We start from the raw sequence: 23,494 nt of genomic DNA on the forward strand, positions 1-23,494 counted from the left end.
CCGTGAGGTTCTGGTCTGAACCCCGCTGACCCGGCGGCCTGTGTGCCGTTGTTCCGTGTCAGTGGTGGCGCATTATAGGGAGTTATTTCTGCCTGACAAGAGGAAATTTAAAATAATTTTCTGAGTGTCTCTTTTTTCATCAACAGCGTGCTTAACGTGCCATAAAATAAGCAAGTTGCCGTTATTGCAACTGCAATCACACTTCCAGGTGGCATACTAATAACCAAACGAAAGAGAAAGGAAGAACATTCATGCCTTTAAGCGCACAACAATTAGCCGCACAGAAAAATCTATCCTATGTTCTGGCTGAAAAGCTGGCGCAGCGGATATTAAAGGGTGACTACGCCCCCGGTACGATTCTTCCCGGCGAAATAGAACTGGGCGAGCAGTACGGCGTAAGTCGAACGGCAGTTCGCGAAGCGGTGAAAACGTTGACGGCTAAAGGTATGGTGCTACCCCGTCCGCGCATTGGTACGCGGGTGATGCCGCAGGGAAACTGGAACTTTCTGGATCAAGAGCTGCTGACCTGGTGGATGACGGAAGAAAATTTTCATCAGGTGGTAGAGCATTTTCTGGTGATGCGTATTAGCCTGGAGCCGCAAGCCTGCCTGCTGGCGGCGACTCTTGGCACACCGGAGCAGAAAGCGCGGCTTAATGCCTTAATGGAAGAGATGGTCGCGCTGAAAAAGCATTTTAAGCGTGAACGCTGGATTGAAGTGGATATGGCGTGGCACGAGCATATCTACGAAATGAGCGCCAATCCCTTTCTAATCTCTTTTGCGACGCTATTTCATTCGGTTTATCACACTTACTTTACCTCAATCACCTATAACGAGGTGGTAAAGCTGGATTTGCACCAGGCCATTGTTGATGCCATCGCTGATGGCGACGGCGAACGCGCTTTCCAGGCCTGCCAGGCGTTGTTAATAGCGCCCAATGAGAGACCAGATAATTAACAGGATATTGAATGACCAGCAAAAAAGCGCGCAGTATGGCTGGCCTGCCGTGGATCGCGGCAATGGCCTTCTTTATGCAGGCGCTAGACGCCACCATTTTGAATACCGCTTTACCGGCTATTGCGCATAGCCTTAACCGTTCACCACTCGCCATGCAGTCCGCTATTATCAGTTATACCCTGACAGTAGCTATGTTAATTCCGGTAAGCGGCTGGTTGGCTGACCGCTTCGGTACGCGTCGCGTCTTTATGGTTGCCGTAAGTCTGTTTACGTTAGGCTCGCTGGCCTGCGCGCTCTCCAGTTCACTATCTGAATTGGTTATTTTTCGCGTCGTACAAGGCGTCGGCGGAGCGATGATGATGCCAGTGGCGCGGCTGGCGTTATTGCGAGCCTATCCGCGTAGTGAGCTGCTGCCCGTTCTTAACTTTGTCACTATGCCGGGGCTGGTAGGTCCGATTCTGGGGCCGGTATTAGGCGGCGTACTGGTGACCTGGGCAAGCTGGCACTGGATCTTCCTGATTAATATTCCCATTGGTGTTGCAGGCATTCTGTATGCCCGCAAATATATGCCCAACTTCACCACGCCGCGTCGCAAGTTTGACATGACCGGCTTCTTTCTTTTTGGGTTAAGTCTGGTTTTATTTTCCAGCGGAATGGAACTGTTTGGCGAAAAGATTGTGGCGACATGGATCGCATCCGCCATTATTTTTTGCAGTATCGTTCTACTATTGGCCTATATCCGCCACGCCCGCCGTCATCCGACACCGTTAATATCACTATCGCTGTTTAAGACACGCACATTTTCCGTCGGTATTGCCGGCAACCTCGCCACGCGTCTGGGGACAGGCTGCGTACCTTTTTTGATGCCGTTAATGCTACAGGTTGGTTTTGGCTACCCGGCTCTGATCGCCGGCTGCATGATGGCGCCGACAGCTTTGGGTTCTATTATCGCGAAATCGACCGTAACGCAGGTTTTGCGACGTTTGGGATACCGGAAGACTCTGGTCGGCATTACGGTATTTATCGGTCTGATGATTGCCCAGTTTTCGTTTCAATCTCCCGCCATGCCGATCTGGATGCTCGTACTGCCGCTATTCATTCTTGGAATGGCGATGTCCACTCAATTTACGGCAATGAATACGATTACTCTTGCGGATCTGACGGACGATAACGCCAGCAGCGGCAACAGCGTTCTGGCGGTTACGCAGCAATTGTCTATCAGTTTAGGCGTGGCGATCAGCGCGGCGGTGTTACGTATTTATGAAGGTTTTGCGGGCACCAGTACCGTGGAACAGTTCCACTATACCTTTATCACGATGGGGGCGATCACTATCGTGTCCGCGCTGATGTTTATGCTGCTAAGAGTCAAAGACGGCAACAATCTGATTAAAGAACGGCATAAATCTAAACCGACCCACGCACCGTCAAAACCGGAGTAAGCTGAAGTCGCTGTTGTTGCAAGGCGGGCTGCGCCATCCGATGAATCAACACATCAATAGCCAGCTCGCCCAATTCATCTTTCGGCTGATGGATAGTCGTCAGCGGCGGCGTCATATAGCGCGCCAGCTCAATATCATCATAGCCAATGACTGCCATATCCTGCGGGATACGAAGCCCCGCCTGATATAGCGCCTGATAGGCGCCGACAGCCATCGCATCGTTTCCGGTAAAAACCGCTTGCGGTCGCTGTTGATGGGCGAGTAACGCCTGCATGGCGTCAAAGCCGCCGCCAAATTCAAAATCGCCGGTGATCTCATAGCCTTGCGGAATAGCCAGCCCTGCGCGTTTCATCGCCGCCCGATACCCTTCCAGCCGCAAACGCGCTGGCGTTTTGTCCAGCGGGCCGGTAATACAGGCTATTCGGGTAAATCCTTTATCGATAAGGTGTTGGGTGGCAAGATCACCGCCTAACAACGAATTATCCTGAATGAGATCGCTATCGCCCTCACCATCAAACGGCGACCAGTCCATCATGACGGTAGGAATAGACGGATAACGCTCCATGATTTCACGAGAAGGCTGATGCGTTTCGGTACACAGCAGCAGTAAACCGTCTACCCGTTTTTGCATCAGCGTCTCCAGGTTGCGGTTCATCCGTTGCTCGTCGCCTTCGGTATTGCACAGCACCAGACTATAACCGCGCTCAAAACAGCTTCGCTCAACGCCGCGCACCAGTTCGGAATAAAAAGGGTTGGTACTGGCGGTAATTAGCATACCAATCGTGCGGGTCTGGTTTAACTTGAGGCTTCGCGCCAGCGCGGAAGGCGCATAGTTAAGTGATTTAATCGCCGCTTCAACTTTTTCGGTTATCGTCTCACTCACAAAGCGATCTTTGTTAATAACGTGAGAGACCGTCGATGTAGAGACTCCCGCCAGGCGGGCAACATCTTTCATAGTAGCCAAGCGTTACCCCTGCTGATGTAAAAACGCTTCTATCTCTTCGCGCCACGGAACGGACGGCTGCGCGCCTTTACGCGTTACGGCAATCGCGGCGGCGGCATGGGCAAAGCGAATCGCTTCCGGCAACGGCGTCTCCTCCAGTATCGCGGTGATAAAGGCGCCGTTAAACGTATCTCCGGCGGCAATGGTATCGACAGCCTCAACGCTAAATCCAGGAACGCGGCGGCCCTCGCCGTCTACGCTGGCCCAGACGCCACGGCTTCCTAAGGTAATTAATACGGTTCGAATGCCTTTATCATGCAAAACCTGCGCAGCTTTCGCGGCATCGTCGTCATTTTCCACACGCACGCCCGTCAGCTTTTCAGCTTCCGTTTCATTTGGCGTGATGATGTCCACCAGCGCCAGCAGTTCATCCGGTAGCTCACGGGCAGGCGCCGGGTTCAGCGCAACAGTAGTATGATGTTGATGGGCGATTTTCGCCGCCGCCAGTACGCTTTCCAGCGGCGATTCCAGCTGCATCAGTAACGCATCCGCCTGCGCGATACGTTCACGTTGCGCATCAACCAACGCCGGCGATAACGCGGCATTCGCTCCGGCATGAATACCGATGACATTCTCGCCTTCGCCGTTAACGAAAATCAGCGCCACCCCGGTAGACTCGCCTTTAATGACGCTAACTGGCGCGATATCAATACGATCGCTGACTAATTGTTTACGAATACTGTCGCCAATATCGTCATCGCCTGTGCAGGCAATAAACGCAATATTTGCCCCGCTACGTCCCGCAGCAACCGCCTGATTCGCGCCTTTCCCGCCAAACGCGACCTGATAATGGCTACCGGTTACCGTTTCACCCGGGGTAGGGAAGGACTCAAGATTAAGGATATGATCGGCATTAATGCTGCCAAGGACGATGAGATTACCTGCGGTTTTCATATTCGGGGTTCCACGTCAAAGTGCGCCACCGGTTAGGGTGGCGCGTGCCCTGCTTTTCTTTTTTTACGTTCACCTCAGCGGAGGCTCGCGTATTTCTGTCGCCATCAGGCCATAGTTGACCCGTGTCGTTTATTACTGCTTGATGACCAGTTTCAGGTCAACCGGATATTTGGCCTGAACTTTTTCGCCTTTCAGCACCTTATCCGCCACTTCAACGCCTTTGGCGCCGATTTGATCCGGTAACTGAGCGATAGTCGCTGCCAGTTTGCCATCTTTTACGGCCTTTTCGCCATCCGGCGTACCGTCAAATCCAACCACCATCACATCTGCTTTACCGGCAGTTTGCAGCGCGCGCAGTGCGCCCAGCGCCATTTCATCGTTCTGGGCGAAGACAGCCTGAACATCCGGATGCGCGGTCAGCAGGTTCTGCATGACGTTCAGACCCTTAGTACGGTCGAAATCGGCAGGCTGGCTGGCCAGGACATTAAATTTGTGGGCGGCTACCGCCTGCTGGAAACCTTCGCCACGCTCACGCGCCGCAGATGTTCCGGCAATGCCTTGCAGCTCAATCACTTTGGCGCCTTCACCAGCTTTTTTCGCGATATAGTCGCCAGCAATCTTACCGCCCAGCACGTTATCAGACGCGATATGGCTGACGACATCACCTTTGGTTGCCTGGCGGTCAAGTGTGATAACCGGAATCTTCGCCTGGTTAGCCATCTTCACCGCGTTACCCACCGCATCGGAGTCAGTCGGGTTGATCAGCAAAATTTTGGTCCCGCGAACGGTTAAATCCTGCACGTTCGCCAGCTCTTTGGCAGGGTTGTTCTGGGAGTCCAGCACCACCAGGTTATAACCCAGTTTATCCGCCTCTTTTTGCGCCCCGTCTTTTAACGACACGAAGAAGGGATTATTGAGGGTAGAGATCACCAGCGCAATGGTGTCTTTCGCCATTGCATTCGCGCTCACGGTGGCGCTCAGCGCAACAGCAGATACCAGGGTAGCCAGTTTTTTCATGTTCATATTTCAGATGTCCTGTAGTCGTTGTTACTGCTTTTTGTTGTCTACCAGTACCGCCAGCAAAATCACCACCGCTTTGACGATCATCTGGTAATAGGAGGAAACACCTAACAAATTCAAACCATTATTAAGGAAGCCGAGAATCAATGCGCCGATCAATGTCCCAACAATGCGTCCTTTACCGCCTGCAAGGCTGGTGCCGCCCAGCACCACGGCGGCAATAGCATCCAGCTCATAGCCGGTACCCGCCGTCGGCTGCGCGGAAGAGAGGCGCGCCACTTCAATGATACCCGCCAGCGATGCTGTCAGCCCGCAAAGTGAATAGACGATAATTTTCACTTTGCTCACGCTAATGCCAGACAGACGCGTCGCCGCTTCGTTACCGCCCAGCGCGTAGATATAGCGTCCCAGACGGGTGTGATGCAGCATATACCAGGCGGCGATAAAGACGATAGCCATGATCCAGACCGGCGTAGGAACGCCCAACGGACGGCCGATACCGAACCAGCCAAACAGATCGGCGTTATCGGTAAAGCCGGTGTTGACCGGACTACCGTCGGTGTAAACCATCGTCACGCCGCGCAGTAGCAGCATCATCACCAGCGTAGCGATAAACGCCTGTACGCGGCCTTTCGCGACGATAACACCAGTGACGGCGCCAATCGCAGCGCCCAGCGCCAGCGCGGCGGCAACCGCGACCAGCGCATTCACTTCAACGCCGACGATTGAAGCGGCAACCGCACCGGTGAGCGCCAGCAGGGAACCGACGGACAGATCGATCCCCGATGTCAGAATCACCAACGTCATCCCCACCGCCATAATGGCGTTAACGGAGGTCTGTTGAAGAATATTGAACAGATTATTAACGGTAAAAAAGTTGGGGCTTAACGTCGACACAATCGCGATCAGCACCAGCAGGGCAATGAGCGACTTCTGCTCAAGAAGCCACGCTTTAGTGAAATAACGGCGACCAGAAACAGCCTGGGTTGTCATCTTTTTTACTCCTGATTCACGCGATTAAGCTTGCCCACTGCGGCAGCCATTAACACTTCCTGGGTGGCCTGCTCGCGAGTAAATTCACCGCTGAGATGCCCTTCATGCATGACGATGATGCGATCGCTCATGCCTAATACTTCTGGCATCTCAGATGAGACCAGAATGATGCTCAGGCCGTCGGCCTTAAACTGGTTGATAAGCTGATAAATCTCTTTCTTGGCGCCGACGTCCACGCCGCGGGTCGGCTCGTCGAGAATGAGCACTTTCGGGCGCGTCATCAACCCGCGAGCAATCGCCACTTTTTGCTGATTACCGCCAGAAAGCAGGCCTATCGCCTGTTCCATTGACGGCGTCTTGACGTTGAACAGACGGATAAAATCCCCCACCGCCTGCTGCTCATCTTTGTGTTTCAGGCTTCCGCCAGCGCGGCTGAAATAATCCAGCGCAGTCAGCGACATATTCTCTTTAACTGACATGCCGAGCACCAGTCCATCGCGCTTACGGTCTTCAGAGATATAAACGATGCCATTGGCCAGCCCGTCCTGCGGAGAACGCGTCACCACTTCGTGTCCATCGAGCGTCACGTAACCGCTGGTTCGCGGCATCGCGCCGTACAATACTTTCATCAGCTCGGTGCGACCGGCGCCCATCAGGCCGGAGATGCCAAGAATCTCGCCTTTTCGCAGCACAAAAGAGACATCATTCACGCCCGGTCCGCACAGATTATCGACCTTCAGGCGAATCTCACCCGGCGCGTTATCCAGATGCGGGTACTGATCTTCCAGCTTACGTCCCACCATCATTTCGATAAGAGAATCTTCGGTCAACGTGGCCACTTCACGCTCGGCGATAAATTGCCCATCGCGGAAGACCGTCACGTCATCGCAAATTTCGAAGATCTCTTTCATACGGTGGGAGATATAGACAATGCCGCGCCCCTGCGATTTTAATTCGCGGATAACGCGGAACAAAGAGTCGGTTTCAGTGTCGGTCAGCGCATCGGTCGGTTCATCCATAATGATGACTTTGGATTCGAAGCTCAGCACTTTGGCGATTTCCACCATTTGCTGATCGCCGATAGAGAGTTCGCCCACCAGCTTATCGCTCTTAAAACGCAGATTGAGTTTGGCTAAGAGGTGGTCGGCTTCGGCATACATCTTTTTCCAGTCGATTTTGCCAAAGCGATTCACAAACTCACGGCCCAGGAAGATGTTTTCCGCAATGGTCAACTGCGGGATCAGGTTCAGTTCCTGATGAATAATGCCGATCCCGGCTTCCTGAGACGATTTAGGCCCATTAAAGGTGGTCTCTTTACCCAGCCATAACAACGATCCCGCATCTCGCGTATAGATGCCGGTTAATACTTTCATCATGGTGGATTTTCCGGCGCCGTTTTCCCCCACCAGCGCCATAACGCGGCCAGGATAAACGTTTAACGCGGCGCCGGAGAGAGCCTTCACGCCGGGGAACGCTTTATCGATCCCTTTGAGTTGCAGTAATGCGTCCATAGCGGCCTCAGAACGTGACGCCAGCGCAAAGAATGACGTTCGCATACGGGGAACACTCCCCGCTGCGAATCACCGCCTGACTGTCTGCAGTCAATTTTTTGAATTGTTCGTGTGTCGTATAACTAATTTTTATGGTGTTTCCCTGGTGTTGCTGCAGTTGCTCAAGGTGAGTGAGCAACGTTTCGTGGAGCTGCGGATTCTGTTGTTTGATTTCCGTTGCAAGAATCGCCGCCTCAACCTGCATTTCCCGGGTCACGACATCCACCACCTGCATAAAAGAAGGTACGCCCTGGGTTAGTGCCATATCGATACGCGCGGTGCTATTTGGGATGGGTAAACCCGCATCACAGACCACCAGAGTATCAGTATGCCCCAGACGGGAAATGACCGACGAGATTTCAGAGTTGAGTACGGTGCCTTTCTTCATTTTTCTGCTCCACTAGCGAAACGTTTCGCTGGCCGCAGTGTAACCCTGGATGTGTTCATAAAACCATCATGACGTAACAGAATTGTGATCGCCGTCGAAACGTTTCGCTAGCGGAAATCAGGTGAAGATAATCGCCCGATGGCGATTATCTTGTGGGAATCTACGGATTGGCCAGGCCGGGTAAGCCAACGCGGCCCCCGGCATGTTGATGGGAGGTTAAATCTCGACCTGAGTACCTAACTCAATCACGCGGTTAGGCGGGATCTCGAACTGATCCGGCGCGCGCAGGGCGTTGCGTTGCAACAACAAATACAGTTTACCGCGCAAACGCAAATACCACGGGCGTTTGCCGACAATCAACGACTCGTGCGACATAAAGAACGACGTTTCCATCATCCGACAGCTAAGCCCTTCCAGACCGCAGCGGTGGAACACCTCTTCAACGTTTGGCGTTTCGCGCCAGCCGTAGCTGGCCACCACGCGCCAGAATGTCGGAGACAACTGCTCAATCTGCACCCGGCGAACGTTATGCACATAAGGCGCATCTTCCGTACGCAACGTCAGTAAGATTACGCGCTCATGCAACACTTTGTTGTGCTTCAGGTTATGCAATAAAGCAAAAGGGATCACACTGAGCGCGCGCGACATGTATACGGCAGTACCCGGCACCCGAACCGGCGGTGACTTCTCCAGTGAGGCAATCATCGCTTCCAACGAATTACCGTGTTCATGCATACGACGCAACAGACGGAAACGCTCGCTCTTCCAGGTGGTCATGATCGTGAACATGATCAGGCCCAGGCTCAGCGGCAGCCAACCACCGGACAACAATTTGTCGAGGTTGGCCGAGAACAGCGGGATATCCACGCACAGGAATGCGATGAGGATCAGCGCGACAAAATATTTGTTCCAGTGCCAGTTCTTACGCGCCACGGTCGTAGAAAGAATAGACGTCAGCACCATCGTGCCGGTCACGGCGATACCATAGGCCGCCGCCAGGTTGCTGGAGTGCTCAAAGCTAACGATAACAACCACGACCGCGAAATAAAGCAGCCAGTTAACGAAAGGGATGTAGATCTGACCGGACTCCATCTCGGAGGTATGGATAATGCGCATTGGCGACAAATAGCCAAGGCGCACAGCCTGACGCGTCAGCGAAAAGACGCCGGAAATGACCGCCTGGGAGGCGATCACCGTCGCCAGCGCGGCCAGAATCAGCAGCGGAATTAACGCCCAGTCCGGCGCCAACAGGAAGAAGGGGTTTTTAATCGCTTCCGGATGCTTAAGTAGCAATGCGCCCTGACCAAAGTAGTTCAGTACTAACGACGGCAATACCACGGTAAACCACGCCAGGCGAATCGGGAACTTACCGAAGTGTCCCATATCGGCGTACAACGCCTCTACGCCGGTAATCGACAGCACCACCGCGCCCAACGCAATAAATGATACGGTTTTATATTCAAGGAAAAAACGTACCGCCCAGACAGGATTCAGCGCATGTAACACTTCGGGATTGGCGATAATACTGCGCAGGCCAAGTACCGCCAGGATTAAAAACCAGGTCAGCATGATCGGCGCAAAGAGTTTCCCTACCATTCCCGTACCGTGCTTCTGAATCATAAACAACAGAGTCAGCACAATAATGGAGAGTGGGACAATCCAGGTATCCAACTGCGGCGCGACAATCTCCAGGCCTTCAATCGCCGACATCACCGAAATCGCCGGCGTAATGACCACTTCGCCATAGAAAAAGCTGCCGCCTATCAGTCCCATGATAACTAACATGGATGTGGTGCGCGCCGAGGTATTACGCCCGGCAAGCGACATCAGCGTCAAAATTCCACCTTCACCCGCGTTATCGGCGCGCATCACGAAGGTGAGATATTTGATGGAAACCACAAAGATGAGTAGCCAGAAGATCAGCGACAGAAAACCAAACACGGCATCTCGTTCAACGCCAAAACCAAACTGACCGGACAAACATTCACGAAGCGTATAAAGCGGGCTGGTACCAATATCACCGTAGACAACCCCAATAGCTGCGAGGGTAATCGCAGGCAACGATTGCTTATTATCAGTGCTCATAGACTCATCTTTCGTTTATACACGTCACCCTTCACCCTACCTCCTTGTCGGCTGCATTCGCTTACCCCAGTCACACGTTTAAGTCAGTGCCAGGGGATTCACTCCTTTGCCGCCTTGATGTAGTTTGAATGAATGAGTGTATAGATATGAAATGTGTGCTTAGTCCCTTGGCCCACAAAAAAGCGCACAGTATGCACGATTAATCATAAAATCGTACCCCTAAATGAAGCCAGATTAACCTGGCTCAAAGAAAAATAAACAGCGCGTCAGACGATTACAGCCCCGGTGGTGAAACGTCTATACTCGCAATTAGCATGATCCATTTGTCGAAAGGACGCCTCTTTATTATGGCTCACCCACATTTATTAGCGGAAAGAATTTCCCGTCTGAGCAGCGCCCTTGAGAAGGGGCTGTATGAACGTAGTCACGCCATACGCCTTTGCCTACTGGCGGCGTTAAGCGGTGAGAGCGTCTTTTTGTTGGGCCCGCCCGGTATCGCCAAGAGTCTGATTGCCCGCCGCCTGAAGTTTGCTTTCCAGCGCGCCCGCGCTTTTGAATATCTGATGACACGCTTTTCCACGCCGGAAGAGGTGTTTGGCCCGCTCTCTATTCAGGCGCTGAAAGATGAAGGTCGCTATGAACGCTTAACGACCGGCTATCTTCCCGAAGCCGAAATCGTTTTTCTGGATGAAATCTGGAAAGCCGGGCCCGCTATCCTGAACACATTGCTGACCGCCATTAACGAACGCCATTTCCGCAACGGCGCATTTGAGGAAAAAATTCCGATGCGGCTGCTGGTGGCGGCCTCCAACGAACTGCCCGAAGCGGACAGCAGCCTGGAAGCCTTGTACGACCGAATGTTGATTCGCCTGTGGCTGGATAAAGTTCAGGATAAAGCCAATTTCCGCTCCATGCTGATTAGTCAGCAGGATGAGAGTGATAACCCGGTCCCCGCCTCGTTACAGGTTAGCGACGAAGAATATCAACAGTGGCAAAAAGATATCGGCGCGATTTCACTCCCTGATCCGGTCTTTGAGCTGATATTTACTCTGCGCCAACAGCTGGATAATTTGCCGAATGCGCCTTATGTCTCCGACCGTCGCTGGAAGAAAGCCATCCGCCTGTTACAGGCCAGCGCCTTCTTTAGCGGACGCGACGCGGTTGCGCCGATTGACCTTATCCTGCTAAAAGATTGCTTGTGGTATGACGCGCAGAGTCTGAATCTCATGCAACAGCAACTGGAAATATTGATGACCGGACACGCCTGGCAGCAGCAGGCCATGCTGACTCGCCTCGGCGGTATTGTCCAGCGCCGCCTCCAGTTGCAGCAACAGCAAAGCGATAAAACCGCCTTCACCGTCATTAAAGAAGGCGGTATGTTCAGCCGCCGCCCGCATTACACTTTACCGCCGGAAGCCAGTGCGTCAACGTTGACGTTATTGCTACAAAAACCGCTAAAACTGCATGATATGGAAGTGATCCATATTACCTTTGACCGCAGCGCGCTGGAACTTTGGCTGACCAAAGGCGGCGAGATCCGCGGCAAACTGAACGGGATCGGCTTTGCCCAAACGCTGAATATGGAAGTCGATAACGCTCAACATCTGGTGGTGCGCGACATCAGTCTACAAGGTACCCGTCTGGCGTTACCGGGAACGGCTGAAGACAGTATGCCTGCGGAGATCAAACAGCAGCTGGAAACGTTAGAAAACGACTGGCGCCAGCAGCATACCCGCTTCAGCGAACAGCAACATTGCCTGTTTATTCACAGCGACTGGTTAGGGCGCATTGAGGCCAGCCTGCAGGATGTAGGAGAACAGATCCGCCAGGCGCAACAATGCTGACGCTGGATACGCTAAATACCATGCTGGCCGTCAGCGAAGAGGGAATAGTCGAAGAGATGATCCTCGCGCTACTGGCTTCCCCACAGCTGGTCATTTTCTTTGAAAAGTTTCCACGTTTAAAAAACGCCGTGACCGCCGATCTCCCGCGCTGGCGGGAAGCGCTACGCAGCCGTCTTAAAGACGCACGCGTTCCGCCGGAACTCACGGAAGAGGTCATGTGTTATCAGCAAAGCCAACTTCTCTCTACCCCACAGTTCATCGTGCAACTGCCGCAAATACTGGCGTTGCTTCATCGCCTGCATTCACCGTATGCCGCGCAGGCGAAGCAGTTGACGGAGAGCAACAGTACCTTTACCCCTGCGCTACACACGCTTTTTTTGCAACGCTGGCGGTTAAGTCTGGTCGTGCAGGCCACCACGTTAAACCAGCAATTACTGGAAGAAGAGCGCGAGCAGTTGCTGAGTGACGTTCAGGAACGGATGACGCTGAGCGGGCAACTGGAACCGACGCTGGCGGAAAATGATAATGCCGCAGGCCGCCTGTGGGATATGAGCGCGGGACAGCTTAAACGTGGTGATTATCAACTGATCGTAAAATACGGCGAATTTCTCGCCGCCCAGCCGGAGCTAATGCAACTGGCGGAACAACTGGGACGTTCGCGGGAAGCCAAATCGGTACCGAAAAAAGACGCGCCGATGGAAACCTTTCGTACACTGGTACGCGAACCCGCAACGGTGCCGGAGCAGGTTGACGGTATACAGCAAGGCGATGATATTCTGCGCCTGTTGCCGCCAGAGCTGGCGACGCTCGGCATCACCGAGCTGGAATATGAATTTTACCGCCGGTTAGTGGAAAAACAGCTCCTCACCTATCGCCTGCATGGCGAAGCGTGGCGTGAGAAAGTGACCGAACGGCCGGTAGTACACCAGGATGTCGACGAGCAGCCGCGCGGACCGTTTATTGTCTGCGTCGATACTTCAGGCTCGATGGGAGGATTTAACGAGCAGTGCGCAAAAGCATTCTGCCTGGCGTTGATGCGCGTTGCGCTGGCGGATAACCGCCGCTGCTTTATTATGCTGTTTTCCACTGACGTTGTGCGTTATGAACTCTCCGGCCCGGAAGGTATTGAGCAGGCCATCCGCTTTTTAAGTCAACGTTTTCGCGGCGGCACGGATATCGCCAGCTGTTTTCGCGCCATTATTGAAAGAATGCAGGGACGGGAATGGTTTGATGCCGATGCGGTGGTCATTTCGGATTTTATCGCCCAGCGCTTGCCGGATGACGTGGTGAGCAAAGTGGGAGAGTTGCAGCGTCTTCATCAGCATCGATTCCATGCGGTGGCGATGTCGGCGCACGGCAAACCCGGCATCATGCGCATTTTCGATCATATCTGGCGCTTTGACACCGGGATGCGAAGCCGCCTGCTGAGACGCTGGCGGCGCTAACGGCTTATAAAATAGCAGGAATGCTTTCGCGAACCTGCGCGGGCCATACGCCGCACTGCACCTGACCAATATGCGGCAATTGCAGCAGCAACATCGTCAGACGCGACTGCCCAATCCCGCCGCCGATGGTCTGCGGCATTTCGCCGCGCAGCAGCGCCTGATGCCACTCCAGTTGCAGGCGATCTTCATCACCGGTCAACGCCAGCTGGCGCATCAGCGTATCGGCATCTACGCGGATACCCATAGAGGAAAGCTCAAACGCATCTTCCAGCACCGGGTTCCACACCAGGATATCGCCGTTCAGACCGGCGTAGCCCAGCTCAGATGCGGAGCTCCAGTCATCATAATCCGGCGCGCGTACATCATGGCGGTGGCCATCGCTCAGTTTACCGCCGATCCCCACCAGAAAAACGGCGCCAAGTTCTTTGGCGATCGCGCGTTCGCGCCCTTTCGCATCCAGATCCGGGAAACGCGCCAGCAGTTCCTGACTGTGAACAAAATGGATCTGATCCGGCAGGAACGGCGCCAGACCAAACTGTTTATGCACTTCCGCTTCCGTCGCCTTAATGCCTGCCCATATAGCCTCTACTGTGCTTTTTAGGCTGGAAAATTGGCGCTCGCCATCGCCCATGACACGCTCCCAGTCCCACTGATCCACATAGACCGAGTGGAGCGGAGAGAGTCGGTCTTCATCGGGGCGAAGGGCTTTCATGTGCGTGTACAGCCCTTCGCCCGCGCTGAAGTCATGTTGCCCCAGAGTTTGACGTTTCCACTTCGCCAGTGAATGCACCACTTCGAACTGGGCGTCAGGCAACGCTTTCACTTTTACCTGCACCGCTTTTTCACAGCCGGACAAATTATCCTGCGTACCATCCCCTACGCGACTCAGGATCGGCGCCTGGACCTCAATCAGACCCAGACGCTCCTCCAGCTGGCGAGAGAAATGTGATTTCACGAAGCTAATTTGACGTTGTTTGGCAATGTAAGCGGTTTTCATTTTTTTACTCCTGCGTCCTGTTGCCTATGATTAAGCAACAAAACGAGAGCACTATTCAATAATCAACAGATAAAAAGCTAACTTCGATTTTGATTCGTTAAAAATAATGGCTAAAATAGAGATAATTATTAATCTGCATAAGAAAAAGCGATGGAAAATTATCAGATCGACAATCTGGACCGCGGCATACTTGACGCCTTAATGGAAAATGCCCGCACCGCCTACGCCGAACTGGCCAAACAATTTGGCGTTAGCCCTGGAACCATTCACGTTCGCGTCGAGAAAATGAAGCAGGCCGGGATCATTACGGGCGCACGGATTGACGTCAGCCCTAAACAGCTGGGCTACGATGTGGGCTGCTTTATTGGCATCATTCTCAAAAGCGCCAAAGACTATCCCTCCGCACTGGCCCGGCTGGAAAGCCTGGATGAGGTGACGGAAGCGTATTACACCACCGGTCACTACAGCATCTTTATAAAAGTGATGTGCAAATCAATCGACGCGCTTCAGCACGTACTTATCAACAAGATCCAAACAATTGATGAAATTCAGTCCACTGAGACACTGATCGTCTTGCAGAACCCGATCATGCGCACCATCAAGCCATGATCGGCTTTTTTAATCCCACATTTTTCCACAGGTAGATCCCAGCTCGTTCACAGAGTACAATGCAGCCTCTTTACCTGAGCGAGCGATCAATGGCAGACATTACTCTTATCAGCGGCAGCACCCTGGGCGGCGCCGAATACGTCGCGGAACATCTGGCGGAAAAGCTGGAAGCTGCCGGTTTTTCAACCGAAACGGTGCACGGTCCGTTATTAGAGGATCTGTCAACTTCCGGGATCTGGCTGATAATCAGCTCAACGCACGGCGCCGGAGACATTCCGGACAACCTGACCCCTTTCTATGAAGACCTTCAGACGCAGAAACCCGATCTTTCCGCGGTACGTTTCGGCGCAATTGGCATTGGCAGTCGAGAATACGACACGTTTTGCGGCGCGATTGAGAAAATAGAAGCGGAACTGAAAGACACTGGCGCAAAACAGGTTGGGGAAACACTGAAGATCAACATCCTTGAACATGAGATTCCGGAAGATCCAGCGGAGATTTGGCTCGGATCCTGGATTAATTTACTCAAATAAGTGTAAAGATCGTGCGATCCATTGTGGATAAATCTGGTGGAAAGCTTGGATCAACCGGTAGTTATCCAAAGAATAACCGTTGTTCACTTTTTGAGTTGTGTATAAGTACCCGTTTTGATCCCAGCTTATACGGACCACGATCACCGATCATTCACAGCTAGTGATCCTTTCCAACGCATTGATCTTTATTACAGGATCCGGGTTATCCACAGCCTGGAGCGATCCTAATAAGAGATCACAATAGAACAGATCTCTAAATAAAAAGATCTTCTTTTTAATAGCCCGGATCCCGGGGCTTTCTCCATCGGCTAAAGTTGAGTAGAATCCACCGCCCGGGCTTCAATCCATTTTCACACCGCGTTATGCGAGGCAATTACCATGTTTTATCAGGATCCTTTTGACGTCATTATTATTGGCGGGGGTCATGCAGGCACTGAGGCCGCGATGGCCGCAGCGCGTATGGGTCAACAGACTCTGCTTTTGACACACAATATTGACACGTTGGGACAGATGAGCTGCAACCCGGCGATCGGCGGTATTGGAAAGGGACATCTGGTAAAAGAGGTGGATGCGCTCGGCGGTCTGATGGCGAAAGCGATCGATCAGGCAGGTATTCAGTTTAGGATACTAAACGCCAGCAAAGGTCCGGCCGTTCGCGCTACCCGGGCTCAGGCGGATCGAGTCTTATATCGCCAGGCGGTGCGTACCGCGCTGGAGAACCAGCCGAATCTGATGATCTTCCAGCAAGCTGTTGAAGATCTGATTGTCGAAAACGATCGCGTTGTCGGCGCTGTGACCCAAATGGGGCTCAAATTCCGCGCGAAAGCGGTGGTGCTGACCGTCGGAACCTTCCTCGACGGCAAAATTCATATTGGTCTGGATAACTACAGCGGCGGTCGTGCTGGCGATCCGCCATCCATCCCGCTGTCTCGCCGTCTGCGTGAGCTTCCGCTACGCGTCAGCCGCCTGAAAACCGGCACACCGCCGCGTATTGATGCGCGTACTATCGATTTCAGCGTGTTGGCTCAACAGCATGGCGATAACCCGATGCCGGTTTTCTCGTTTATGGGGAATGCTTCTCAGCATCCGCAACAGGTGCCGTGTTACATCACGCATACCAATGAGAAAACCCATGACGTGATTCGTAATAACCTCGATCGTAGCCCAATGTACGCTGGCGTGATCGAAGGGATCGGCCCACGCTACTGTCCTTCGATCGAAGACAAGGTGATGCGTTTTGCCGATCGTAACCAGCATCAGATCTTCCTTGAGCCGGAAGGACTGACCTCTAACGAGATTTACCCTAACGGTATCTCCACCAGCCTGCCGTTTGACGTGCAGATGCAGATTGTCCGTTCCATGCAGGGCATGGAGAACGCGAAGATCGTTCGTCCTGGTTACGCGATTGAGTACGATTTCTTCGACCCGCGCGATCTGAAACCGACTCTGGAAAGTAAATTTATTCACGGCCTGTTCTTTGCTGGTCAAATCAACGGTACTACCGGCTATGAAGAGGCTGCGGCGCAGGGCTTGCTTGCTGGTCTGAATGCCGCGCGTCTTTCCGCCGACAAAGAGGGCTGGGCGCCTGCGCGTTCTCAGGCTTATCTCGGCGTGCTGGTGGACGATCTCTGTACGCTGGGTACCAAAGAGCCGTATCGCATGTTTACCTCCCGCGCCGAATATCGCCTGATGCTGCGTGAGGACAACGCCGATCTGCGTCTGACCGAAATGGGCCGCGAGCTGGGTCTGGTGGATGATGAACGCTGGGCGCGATTCAACGAGAAGCTGGAAAATATCGAACGCGAACGTCAGCGGCTGAAATCGACATGGGTAACGCCGTCTGCGGAATCCGCCGATGAAGTGAATGCGCATTTGACCACGCCTCTCTCCCGTGAGGCCAGCGGCGAAGATCTGTTGCGTCGTCCGGAAATGACCTACGCGCAGCTCACTTCGCTTGCCGCATTCGCGCCTGCGCTTGAAGATGAGCAAGCCGCTGAGCAGGTGGAAATCCAGGTCAAATACGAAGGCTATATCGCTCGCCAGCAGGATGAGATTGAAAAACAACTACGTAACGAGAATACGTTGCTGCCTGCCACGCTGGATTATCGTCAGGTTTCCGGTCTGTCGAACGAAGTTATCGCCAAGCTGAACGATCATAAACCGGCGTCTATCGGCCAGGCATCGCGTATCTCCGGCGTTACGCCAGCGGCAATCTCCATTCTGCTGGTATGGCTGAAAAAACAAGGTATGCTGCGTCGTAGCGCTTGATAACACTAATTTGGCGGGGGCGCTTCGCTTGCCCGCCCTACAAATTTGTAGGCCCGATAAGCGAAAGCGCATCGGGCATTTGATTATTAACAGGTAATGACCGTGCTCAACAAACTCTCTCGTCTGCTGGCTGATGCCGGTATTTCTCTTACCGATCACCAGAAAACGCTGCTGGTCGCCTACGTTGATATGCTGCACAAATGGAACAAAGCATACAACCTGACGTCAGTGCGGGATCCCAACGAAATGTTGGTACGCCATATTCTCGACAGCATAGTCGTTGCGCCGTATCTTCAGGGACAGCGTTTTATCGACGTAGGAACAGGACCGGGGCTGCCGGGCATCCCGCTGGCTATTGTTCTCCCTGACGCGCATTTCACCTTACTCGACAGCCTGGGCAAGCGGGTACGTTTTCTGCGTCAGGTCCAGCACGAACTGAAACTGGAAAACATCACGCCGGTTCAAAGCCGCGTTGAAGCCTATCCCTCCGAACCACCGTTTGATGGCGTTATCAGCCGCGCTTTCGCATCGTTGAATGATATGGTGAGCTGGTGTCACCATCTGCCGGGAGAGAAAGGGCGTTTTTATGCCTTAAAAGGGCAATTGCCAGGGGATGAAATTGCCTCACTACCTGACAATTTTAGCGTCGAATCTGTTGAAAAATTACGCGTTCCGCAACTGGAAGGCGAGCGGCATCTGGTGATTATTAAGTCAAACAAAGTTTAATTTTTATCAAAAAAAATAGAAAAAAAACGACGCGGCTTGTGTTAAAAATCGACAAGTATAATGCATTTCAGCGTTGTTACATTTAACTCTGGATTTACGGTTTCGTTTCAACATGACAACGTCGCTTCTTTTGTTAAAACAGAGAGTAATCAACTTTGTAAATATCAGTCTGCTAAAAATCGAATCGAAAAATCACTTTTGCTTGTTAAATTTTTATTATAAATGTCAATGGGGCGTTTTTAAGGTGTAAGCTGGTATTTTTAAAACAGTACCTGGTTTTACGCTTAAATATCAAAAAGATGAAAAGGCATGAATTGACACGTAAATGAATTGCGTAAGCATGAATATGTTTAATGTGTGATCTGGTGCACGCTTTATCGCCAGTGTTTTCGCGCTATTTGCAGTTTTGTACGATCGTTCACACTTTGGCTAAAAGTTAAAAATGCGGGCCAGAGAAAAATATTTAAACATTTATTCACCTTTTGGCTACTTATTGTTTGAAATCACGGGGGCGCACCGTATAATTTGACCGCTTTTTGATGCTTGACTCTAAGTCTTAAAGAACGTTTTATACGACACGCGGCATACCTCGAAGTGGGCAGGAGTAAAAACGTGATGTCTGTGTCGCTCGTGAGTCGAAACGTTGCTCGTAAGCTTCTGTTCATTCAGTTTCTGGCGGTAATAGCAAGTGGATTGCTGTTTTGCCTCAAAGACCCCTTCTGGGGCATCTCCGCAGTATGTGGGGGATTGGCAGTGGCACTGCCTAATATGTTGTTTATGATATTTGCCTGGCGTCACCAGGCGCATACACCTGCTAAGGGCCGCGTGTCCTGGACTTTCGCCTTCGGTGAAGCCTTCAAGGTGTTAGCGATGCTGGTTTTACTGGTGGTGGCGTTGGCGGTTTTAAAGGCGGTGTTTTTGCCGCTGATCGTTACGTGGGTTTTGGTGCTGGTGGTTCAGATACTGGCGCCGGCTGTAATTAACAACAAAGGGTAAAAGGCATCATGGCTTCAGAAAATATGACGCCGCAGGAATACATAGGACACCATCTGAATAACCTTCAGCTGGACCTGCGTACTTTCTCGCTGGTGGATCCGCAGAACCCCCCAGCCACCTTCTGGACGCTCAATATTGACTCCATGTTCTTCTCGGTGGTGCTGGGTCTGTTGTTTCTGGTGATGTTCCGTAGCGTTGCTAAAAAAGCGACCAGCGGCGTGCCAGGCAAGTTTCAGACCGCGATTGAGCTGATAGTCGGCTTTGTGCATGGCAGCGTCAAAGACATGTACCATGGCAAAAGCAAGCTGATTGCGCCGCTGGCCCTGACGATTTTCGTCTGGGTATTCCTTATGAACCTGATGGACTTACTGCCTATCGACCTGCTGCCGTATATCGCTGAGCATTGGCTGGGTCTGCCGGCAACGCGCGTGGTGCCGTCTGCTGACGTCAACATCACCCTGTCGATGGCGCTGGGCGTATTCATCCTTATTCTGTTCTACAGCATCAAAATGAAAGGCATCGGCGGCTTCGCAAAAGAGTTGACGCTGCAGCCGTTCAATCACTGGGCGTTCATTCCTGTCAACTTAATCCTTGAAGGGGTAAGTCTGCTGTCCAAACCGGTTTCTCTCGGTCTGCGACTGTTCGGCAACATGTATGCCGGTGAGCTGATTTTCATTCTGATTGCTGGTCTGTTGCCGTGGTGGTCACAGTGGATTCTGAATGTGCCGTGGGCCATTTTCCACATCCTGATTATTACGCTGCAAGCCTTCATTTTCATGGTTCTGACGATTGTCTATCTGTCGATGGCGTCCGAAGAGCATTAATTTACCAACACTACTACGTTTTAACTGAAACAAACTGGAGACTGTCATGGAAAACCTGAATATGGATCTGCTGTACATGGCTGCCGCTGTGATGATGGGTCTGGCGGCAATCGGTGCTGCGATCGGTATCGGCATCCTCGGGGGTAAATTCCTGGAAGGCGCGGCGCGTCAACCTGATCTGATTCCTCTGCTGCGTACTCAGTTCTTTATCGTTATGGGTCTGGTGGATGCTATCCCGATGATCGCTGTAGGTCTGGGTCTGTACGTGATGTTCGCTGTCGCGTAGTAAGCGTTGCTTGAATTAAGAGCAATATCAGAAGGTTAACTAGATAGAGGCATTGTGCTGTGAATCTTAACGCAACAATCCTCGGCCAGGCCATCGCGTTTATTCTCTTTGTCTGGTTTTGCATGAAGTACGTATGGCCGCCGTTAATGGCAGCCATCGAGAAACGTCAGAAAGAAATTGCTGACGGTCTCGCTTCTGCTGAACGAGCACATAAGGATCTTGACCTTGCAAAGGCCAGCGCGACCGACCAGCTGAAAAAAGCGAAAGCGGAAGCTCAGGTAATCATTGAGCAGGCAAACAAACGCCGCGCTCAGATCCTGGACGAAGCCAAAACTGAAGCAGAGCAGGAACGTACTAAAATCGTGGCGCAGGCGCAGGCGGAAATTGAAGCCGAGCGTAAACGCGCCCGTGAAGAGCTGCGTAAGCAAGTTGCTATCCTGGCTGTTGCTGGCGCCGAGAAGATCATCGAACGTTCCGTGGATGAAGCTGCTAACAGCGACATCGTGGATAAACTTGTCGCTGAACTGTAAGGAGGGAGGGGCTGATGTCTGAATTTGTTACGGTAGCTCGCCCCTACGCCAAAGCAGCTTTTGACTTTGCCGTTGAACACCAAAGTGTAGAGCGCTGGCAGGATATGCTGGCGTTTGCCGCCGAGGTAACCAAGAACGAACAAATGGCAGAGCTTCTCTCTGGCGCGCTGGCGCCGGAAACGCTCGCTGAGTCGTTTATCGCAGTCTGCGGTGAGCAGTTAGACGAAAACGGTCAGAACCTGATTCGGGTGATGGCTGAAAATAATCGTCTGAACGCGCTCCCGGATGTTCTGGAGCAGTTTATTCATCTGCGTGCCGCCAGTGAAGCTACCTCCGAGGTAGAAGTTACGTCGGCAACCGCATTGAGTGAAGAGCAGCTTTCGAAAATCAGCGCCGCGATGGAAAAACGTCTGTCACGCAAAGTGAAGCTGAATTGCAAAATCGATAAGTCTGTAATGGCAGGCGTTATCATCCGGGCGGGTGATATGGTCATTGATGGCAGCGTACGCGGCCGTCTTGAGCGCCTTGCAGACGTCTTGCAGTCTTAAGGGGACTGGAGCATGCAACTGAATTCCACCGAAATCAGCGAACTGATCAAGCAGCGCATTGCTCAGTTCAATGTGGTGAGCGAAGCTCACAACGAAGGTACTATTGTTTCTGTCAGTGACGGTGTTATCCGCATTCACGGCCTGGCCGATTGTATGCAGGGTGAAATGATCTCCCTGCCGGGTAACCGTTACGCTATCGCACTGAACCTGGAGCGCGACTCCGTGGGTGCGGTAGTCATGGGTCCATACGCTGACCTTGCCGAAGGCATGAAGGTTAAATGTACGGGCCGTATCCTGGAAGTTCCGGTTGGCCGCGGCCTGCTGGGACGTGTGGTAAACACCCTGGGTGCGCCAATTGACGGTAAAGGTCCGGTTGATAATGACGGCTTCTCTGCCGTTGAAGCGATTGCGCCGGGCGTTATCGATCGTCAGTCTGTCGATCAGCCGGTGCAGACCGGCTATAAAGCCGTTGACTCCATGATCCCAATCGGTCGTGGTCAGCGTGAACTGATCATCGGTGACCGTCAGACCGGTAAAACCGCGCTGGCTATCGACGCCATCATCAACCAGCGCGATTCCGGTATCAAATGTATCTATGTCGCTATCGGCCAGAAAGCGTCCACCATCTCTAACGTGGTGCGTAAACTGGAAGAACACGGCGCGCTGGCTAACACCATCGTTGTGGTGGCGACCGCGTCCGAATCCGCTGCGCTGCAATATCTGGCGCCGTATGCCGGTTGCGCAATGGGCGAATACTTCCGTGACCGCGGTGAAGATGCGCTGATCATTTACGATGACCTGTCTAAACAGGCTGTTGCTTACCGTCAGATCTCCCTGCTGCTCCGTCGTCCGCCAGGACGTGAAGCATTCCCGGGCGACGTATTCTACCTCCACTCTCGTCTGCTGGAGCGTGCTGCGCGTGTTAACGCCGACTACGTCGAAGCCTTCACCAAAGGTGAAGTGAAAGGGAAAACCGGCTCTCTGACCGCGCTGCCGATTATCGAAACGCAGGCAGGTGACGTTTCCGCGTTCGTTCCGACCAACGTAATTTCCATTACCGATGGTCAGATCTTCCTGGAATCTAACCTGTTTAACGCCGGTATTCGTCCTGCGGTTAACCCGGGTATCTCGGTATCCCGTGTAGGTGGCGCAGCCCAGACCAAGATCATGAAAAAACTGTCCGGTGGTATTCGTACCGCGCTGGCGCAGTATCGTGAACTGGCGGCGTTCTCTCAGTTTGCATCCGACCTTGACGATGCCACCCGTAAACAGCTTGACCACGGTCAGAAAGTGACCGAACTGCTGAAACAGAAACAGTATGCGCCGATGTCCGTCGCGCAGCAGTCTCTGGTTCTGTTCGCAGCAGAACGTGGTTATCTGGCGGATGTCGAACTGGCGAAAATCGGTAGCTTCGAAGCCGCTCTGCTGGCTTACGTCGACCGTGATCACGCTCCGCTGATGCAAGAGATCAACCAGTCCGGTGGCTATAACGACGAAATCGAAGGCAAGCTGAAAGGCATCCTCGATTCCTTCAAAGCAACCCAGTCCTGGTAACGTCTG

The 23,494-nt window shown here is 52.7% G+C and carries 22 protein-coding genes; 14 read left to right on the forward strand and 8 right to left on the reverse strand.

The window, feature by feature from the left end; genetic code table 11:
• Positions 1–251: 251 nt before the first annotated feature.
• Both ACH0VJ_RS21555 and mdtD read left to right on the forward strand, forming a co-directional pair.
• Entirely contained in the window at positions 252–956 is a 705-nt protein-coding gene (locus ACH0VJ_RS21555) for a FadR/GntR family transcriptional regulator (protein WP_001131148.1), read from the forward strand.
• Between the two features lie 11 nt (positions 957–967).
• The gene (gene mdtD / locus ACH0VJ_RS21560; RefSeq protein WP_000202072.1) at positions 968–2,395 is read left to right on the forward strand and encodes a multidrug transporter subunit MdtD; all 1,428 of its coding nucleotides are present in this window, start codon (positions 968–970) and stop codon (positions 2,393–2,395) included.
• On the opposite strand, the gene rbsR is transcribed toward mdtD, so the two are convergent.
• The 7 genes from rbsR to kup all read right to left on the reverse strand — a co-directional run bounded on the left by rbsR (position 2,361) and on the right by kup (position 10,328).
• Positions 2,361–3,359, reverse strand: coding sequence for a ribose operon transcriptional repressor RbsR (rbsR, locus tag ACH0VJ_RS21565; RefSeq protein WP_000224487.1), 999 nt, complete (start codon positions 3,357–3,359; stop codon positions 2,361–2,363). The genes mdtD and rbsR overlap by 35 nt on opposite strands.
• Before the next feature lie 3 nt (positions 3,360–3,362).
• Positions 3,363–4,292, reverse strand: a complete 930-nt coding sequence (gene rbsK / locus ACH0VJ_RS21570) for a ribokinase (protein ID WP_000844728.1) — start codon at positions 4,290–4,292, stop codon at positions 3,363–3,365.
• 132 nt (positions 4,293–4,424) lie between these two features.
• Positions 4,425–5,315: a ribose ABC transporter substrate-binding protein RbsB gene (rbsB, locus tag ACH0VJ_RS21575; RefSeq protein ID WP_001056260.1), complete on the reverse strand. Its 891-nt coding sequence runs from the start codon at positions 5,313–5,315 to the stop codon at positions 4,425–4,427.
• Between the two features lie 24 nt (positions 5,316–5,339).
• Positions 5,340–6,305 carry a ribose ABC transporter permease gene (gene rbsC / locus ACH0VJ_RS21580; protein WP_000211345.1) on the reverse strand — a complete coding sequence of 322 codons (966 nt, stop codon included), beginning with the start codon at positions 6,303–6,305 and terminating at the stop codon, positions 5,340–5,342.
• Positions 6,306–6,310: 5 nt separating this feature from the next.
• Positions 6,311–7,816 (reverse strand): ribose ABC transporter ATP-binding protein RbsA, encoded by a 1,506-nt coding sequence (gene rbsA, locus ACH0VJ_RS21585; RefSeq protein ID WP_000339359.1) that lies wholly within the window; start codon positions 7,814–7,816, stop codon positions 6,311–6,313.
• 7 nt (positions 7,817–7,823) lie between these two features.
• A complete protein-coding gene (rbsD, locus tag ACH0VJ_RS21590; RefSeq protein ID WP_000715944.1) occupies positions 7,824–8,243 on the reverse strand; it encodes a D-ribose pyranase in 420 nt (139 codons plus the stop codon).
• A gap of 216 nt (positions 8,244–8,459) precedes the next feature.
• A complete protein-coding gene (gene kup / locus ACH0VJ_RS21595) occupies positions 8,460–10,328 on the reverse strand; it encodes a low affinity potassium transporter Kup (RefSeq protein ID WP_000102338.1) in 1,869 nt (622 codons plus the stop codon).
• Positions 10,329–10,675: 347 nt separating this feature from the next.
• On the opposite strand from kup, the gene ravA reads away from it, so the two are divergent.
• Together ravA and viaA are read left to right on the forward strand one after the other, a co-directional pair.
• Positions 10,676–12,172: an ATPase RavA gene (ravA, locus tag ACH0VJ_RS21600; RefSeq protein ID WP_000940978.1), complete on the forward strand. Its 1,497-nt coding sequence runs from the start codon at positions 10,676–10,678 to the stop codon at positions 12,170–12,172.
• Positions 12,166–13,617 (forward strand): ATPase RavA stimulator ViaA, encoded by a 1,452-nt coding sequence (gene viaA, locus ACH0VJ_RS21605; protein WP_000956579.1) that lies wholly within the window; start codon positions 12,166–12,168, stop codon positions 13,615–13,617. Before ravA ends, viaA begins: the two co-directional genes overlap by 7 nt.
• Positions 13,618–13,621: 4 nt before the next feature.
• Here viaA and asnA read toward each other — a convergent pair whose 3' ends face one another.
• Complete coding sequence (asnA, locus tag ACH0VJ_RS21610) at positions 13,622–14,614, reverse strand: aspartate--ammonia ligase (protein WP_000845094.1); 993 nt, start codon at positions 14,612–14,614, stop codon at positions 13,622–13,624.
• 150 nt (positions 14,615–14,764) lie between these two features.
• Between asnA and asnC the strand changes: the two genes are divergently transcribed.
• The 10 genes from asnC (at position 14,765) to atpA (ending at position 23,488) form a co-directional block, all read left to right on the forward strand.
• Positions 14,765–15,223, forward strand: a complete 459-nt coding sequence (gene asnC / locus ACH0VJ_RS21615; RefSeq protein ID WP_000433016.1) for a transcriptional regulator AsnC — start codon at positions 14,765–14,767, stop codon at positions 15,221–15,223.
• An 89-nt stretch (positions 15,224–15,312) separates the two neighbouring features.
• Positions 15,313–15,756 carry an FMN-binding protein MioC gene (gene mioC / locus ACH0VJ_RS21620; RefSeq protein ID WP_000763721.1) on the forward strand — a complete coding sequence of 148 codons (444 nt, stop codon included), beginning with the start codon at positions 15,313–15,315 and terminating at the stop codon, positions 15,754–15,756.
• 378 nt (positions 15,757–16,134) lie between these two features.
• Positions 16,135–18,024, forward strand: coding sequence for a tRNA uridine-5-carboxymethylaminomethyl(34) synthesis enzyme MnmG (mnmG, locus tag ACH0VJ_RS21625; RefSeq protein ID WP_000499872.1), 1,890 nt, complete (start codon positions 16,135–16,137; stop codon positions 18,022–18,024).
• Between the two features lie 102 nt (positions 18,025–18,126).
• Positions 18,127–18,750, forward strand: a complete 624-nt coding sequence (gene rsmG, locus ACH0VJ_RS21630; protein WP_001519938.1) for a 16S rRNA (guanine(527)-N(7))-methyltransferase RsmG — start codon at positions 18,127–18,129, stop codon at positions 18,748–18,750.
• A gap of 615 nt (positions 18,751–19,365) precedes the next feature.
• Complete coding sequence (gene atpI / locus ACH0VJ_RS21635) at positions 19,366–19,746, forward strand: F0F1 ATP synthase subunit I (RefSeq protein WP_000116685.1); 381 nt, start codon at positions 19,366–19,368, stop codon at positions 19,744–19,746.
• 8 nt (positions 19,747–19,754) lie between these two features.
• On the forward strand, positions 19,755–20,570 hold the full coding sequence (atpB, locus tag ACH0VJ_RS21640) for a F0F1 ATP synthase subunit A (protein ID WP_000135632.1): 816 nt from the start codon (positions 19,755–19,757) through the stop codon (positions 20,568–20,570).
• A gap of 46 nt (positions 20,571–20,616) precedes the next feature.
• Positions 20,617–20,856: a F0F1 ATP synthase subunit C gene (gene atpE, locus ACH0VJ_RS21645; RefSeq protein WP_000429386.1), complete on the forward strand. Its 240-nt coding sequence runs from the start codon at positions 20,617–20,619 to the stop codon at positions 20,854–20,856.
• Positions 20,857–20,915: 59 nt separating this feature from the next.
• On the forward strand, positions 20,916–21,386 hold the full coding sequence (atpF, locus tag ACH0VJ_RS21650; protein ID WP_001052212.1) for a F0F1 ATP synthase subunit B: 471 nt from the start codon (positions 20,916–20,918) through the stop codon (positions 21,384–21,386).
• Positions 21,387–21,400: 14 nt separating this feature from the next.
• Positions 21,401–21,934: a F0F1 ATP synthase subunit delta gene (atpH, locus tag ACH0VJ_RS21655; protein WP_001288957.1), complete on the forward strand. Its 534-nt coding sequence runs from the start codon at positions 21,401–21,403 to the stop codon at positions 21,932–21,934.
• 12 nt (positions 21,935–21,946) lie between these two features.
• Complete coding sequence (gene atpA, locus ACH0VJ_RS21660) at positions 21,947–23,488, forward strand: F0F1 ATP synthase subunit alpha (RefSeq protein ID WP_001176751.1); 1,542 nt, start codon at positions 21,947–21,949, stop codon at positions 23,486–23,488.
• Positions 23,489–23,494 lie beyond the last annotated feature (6 nt).

It is taken from the genome of Salmonella sp. 2020_1459, assembly GCF_043847915.1.
Taxonomy (GTDB): domain Bacteria; phylum Pseudomonadota; class Gammaproteobacteria; order Enterobacterales; family Enterobacteriaceae; genus Salmonella; species Salmonella enterica.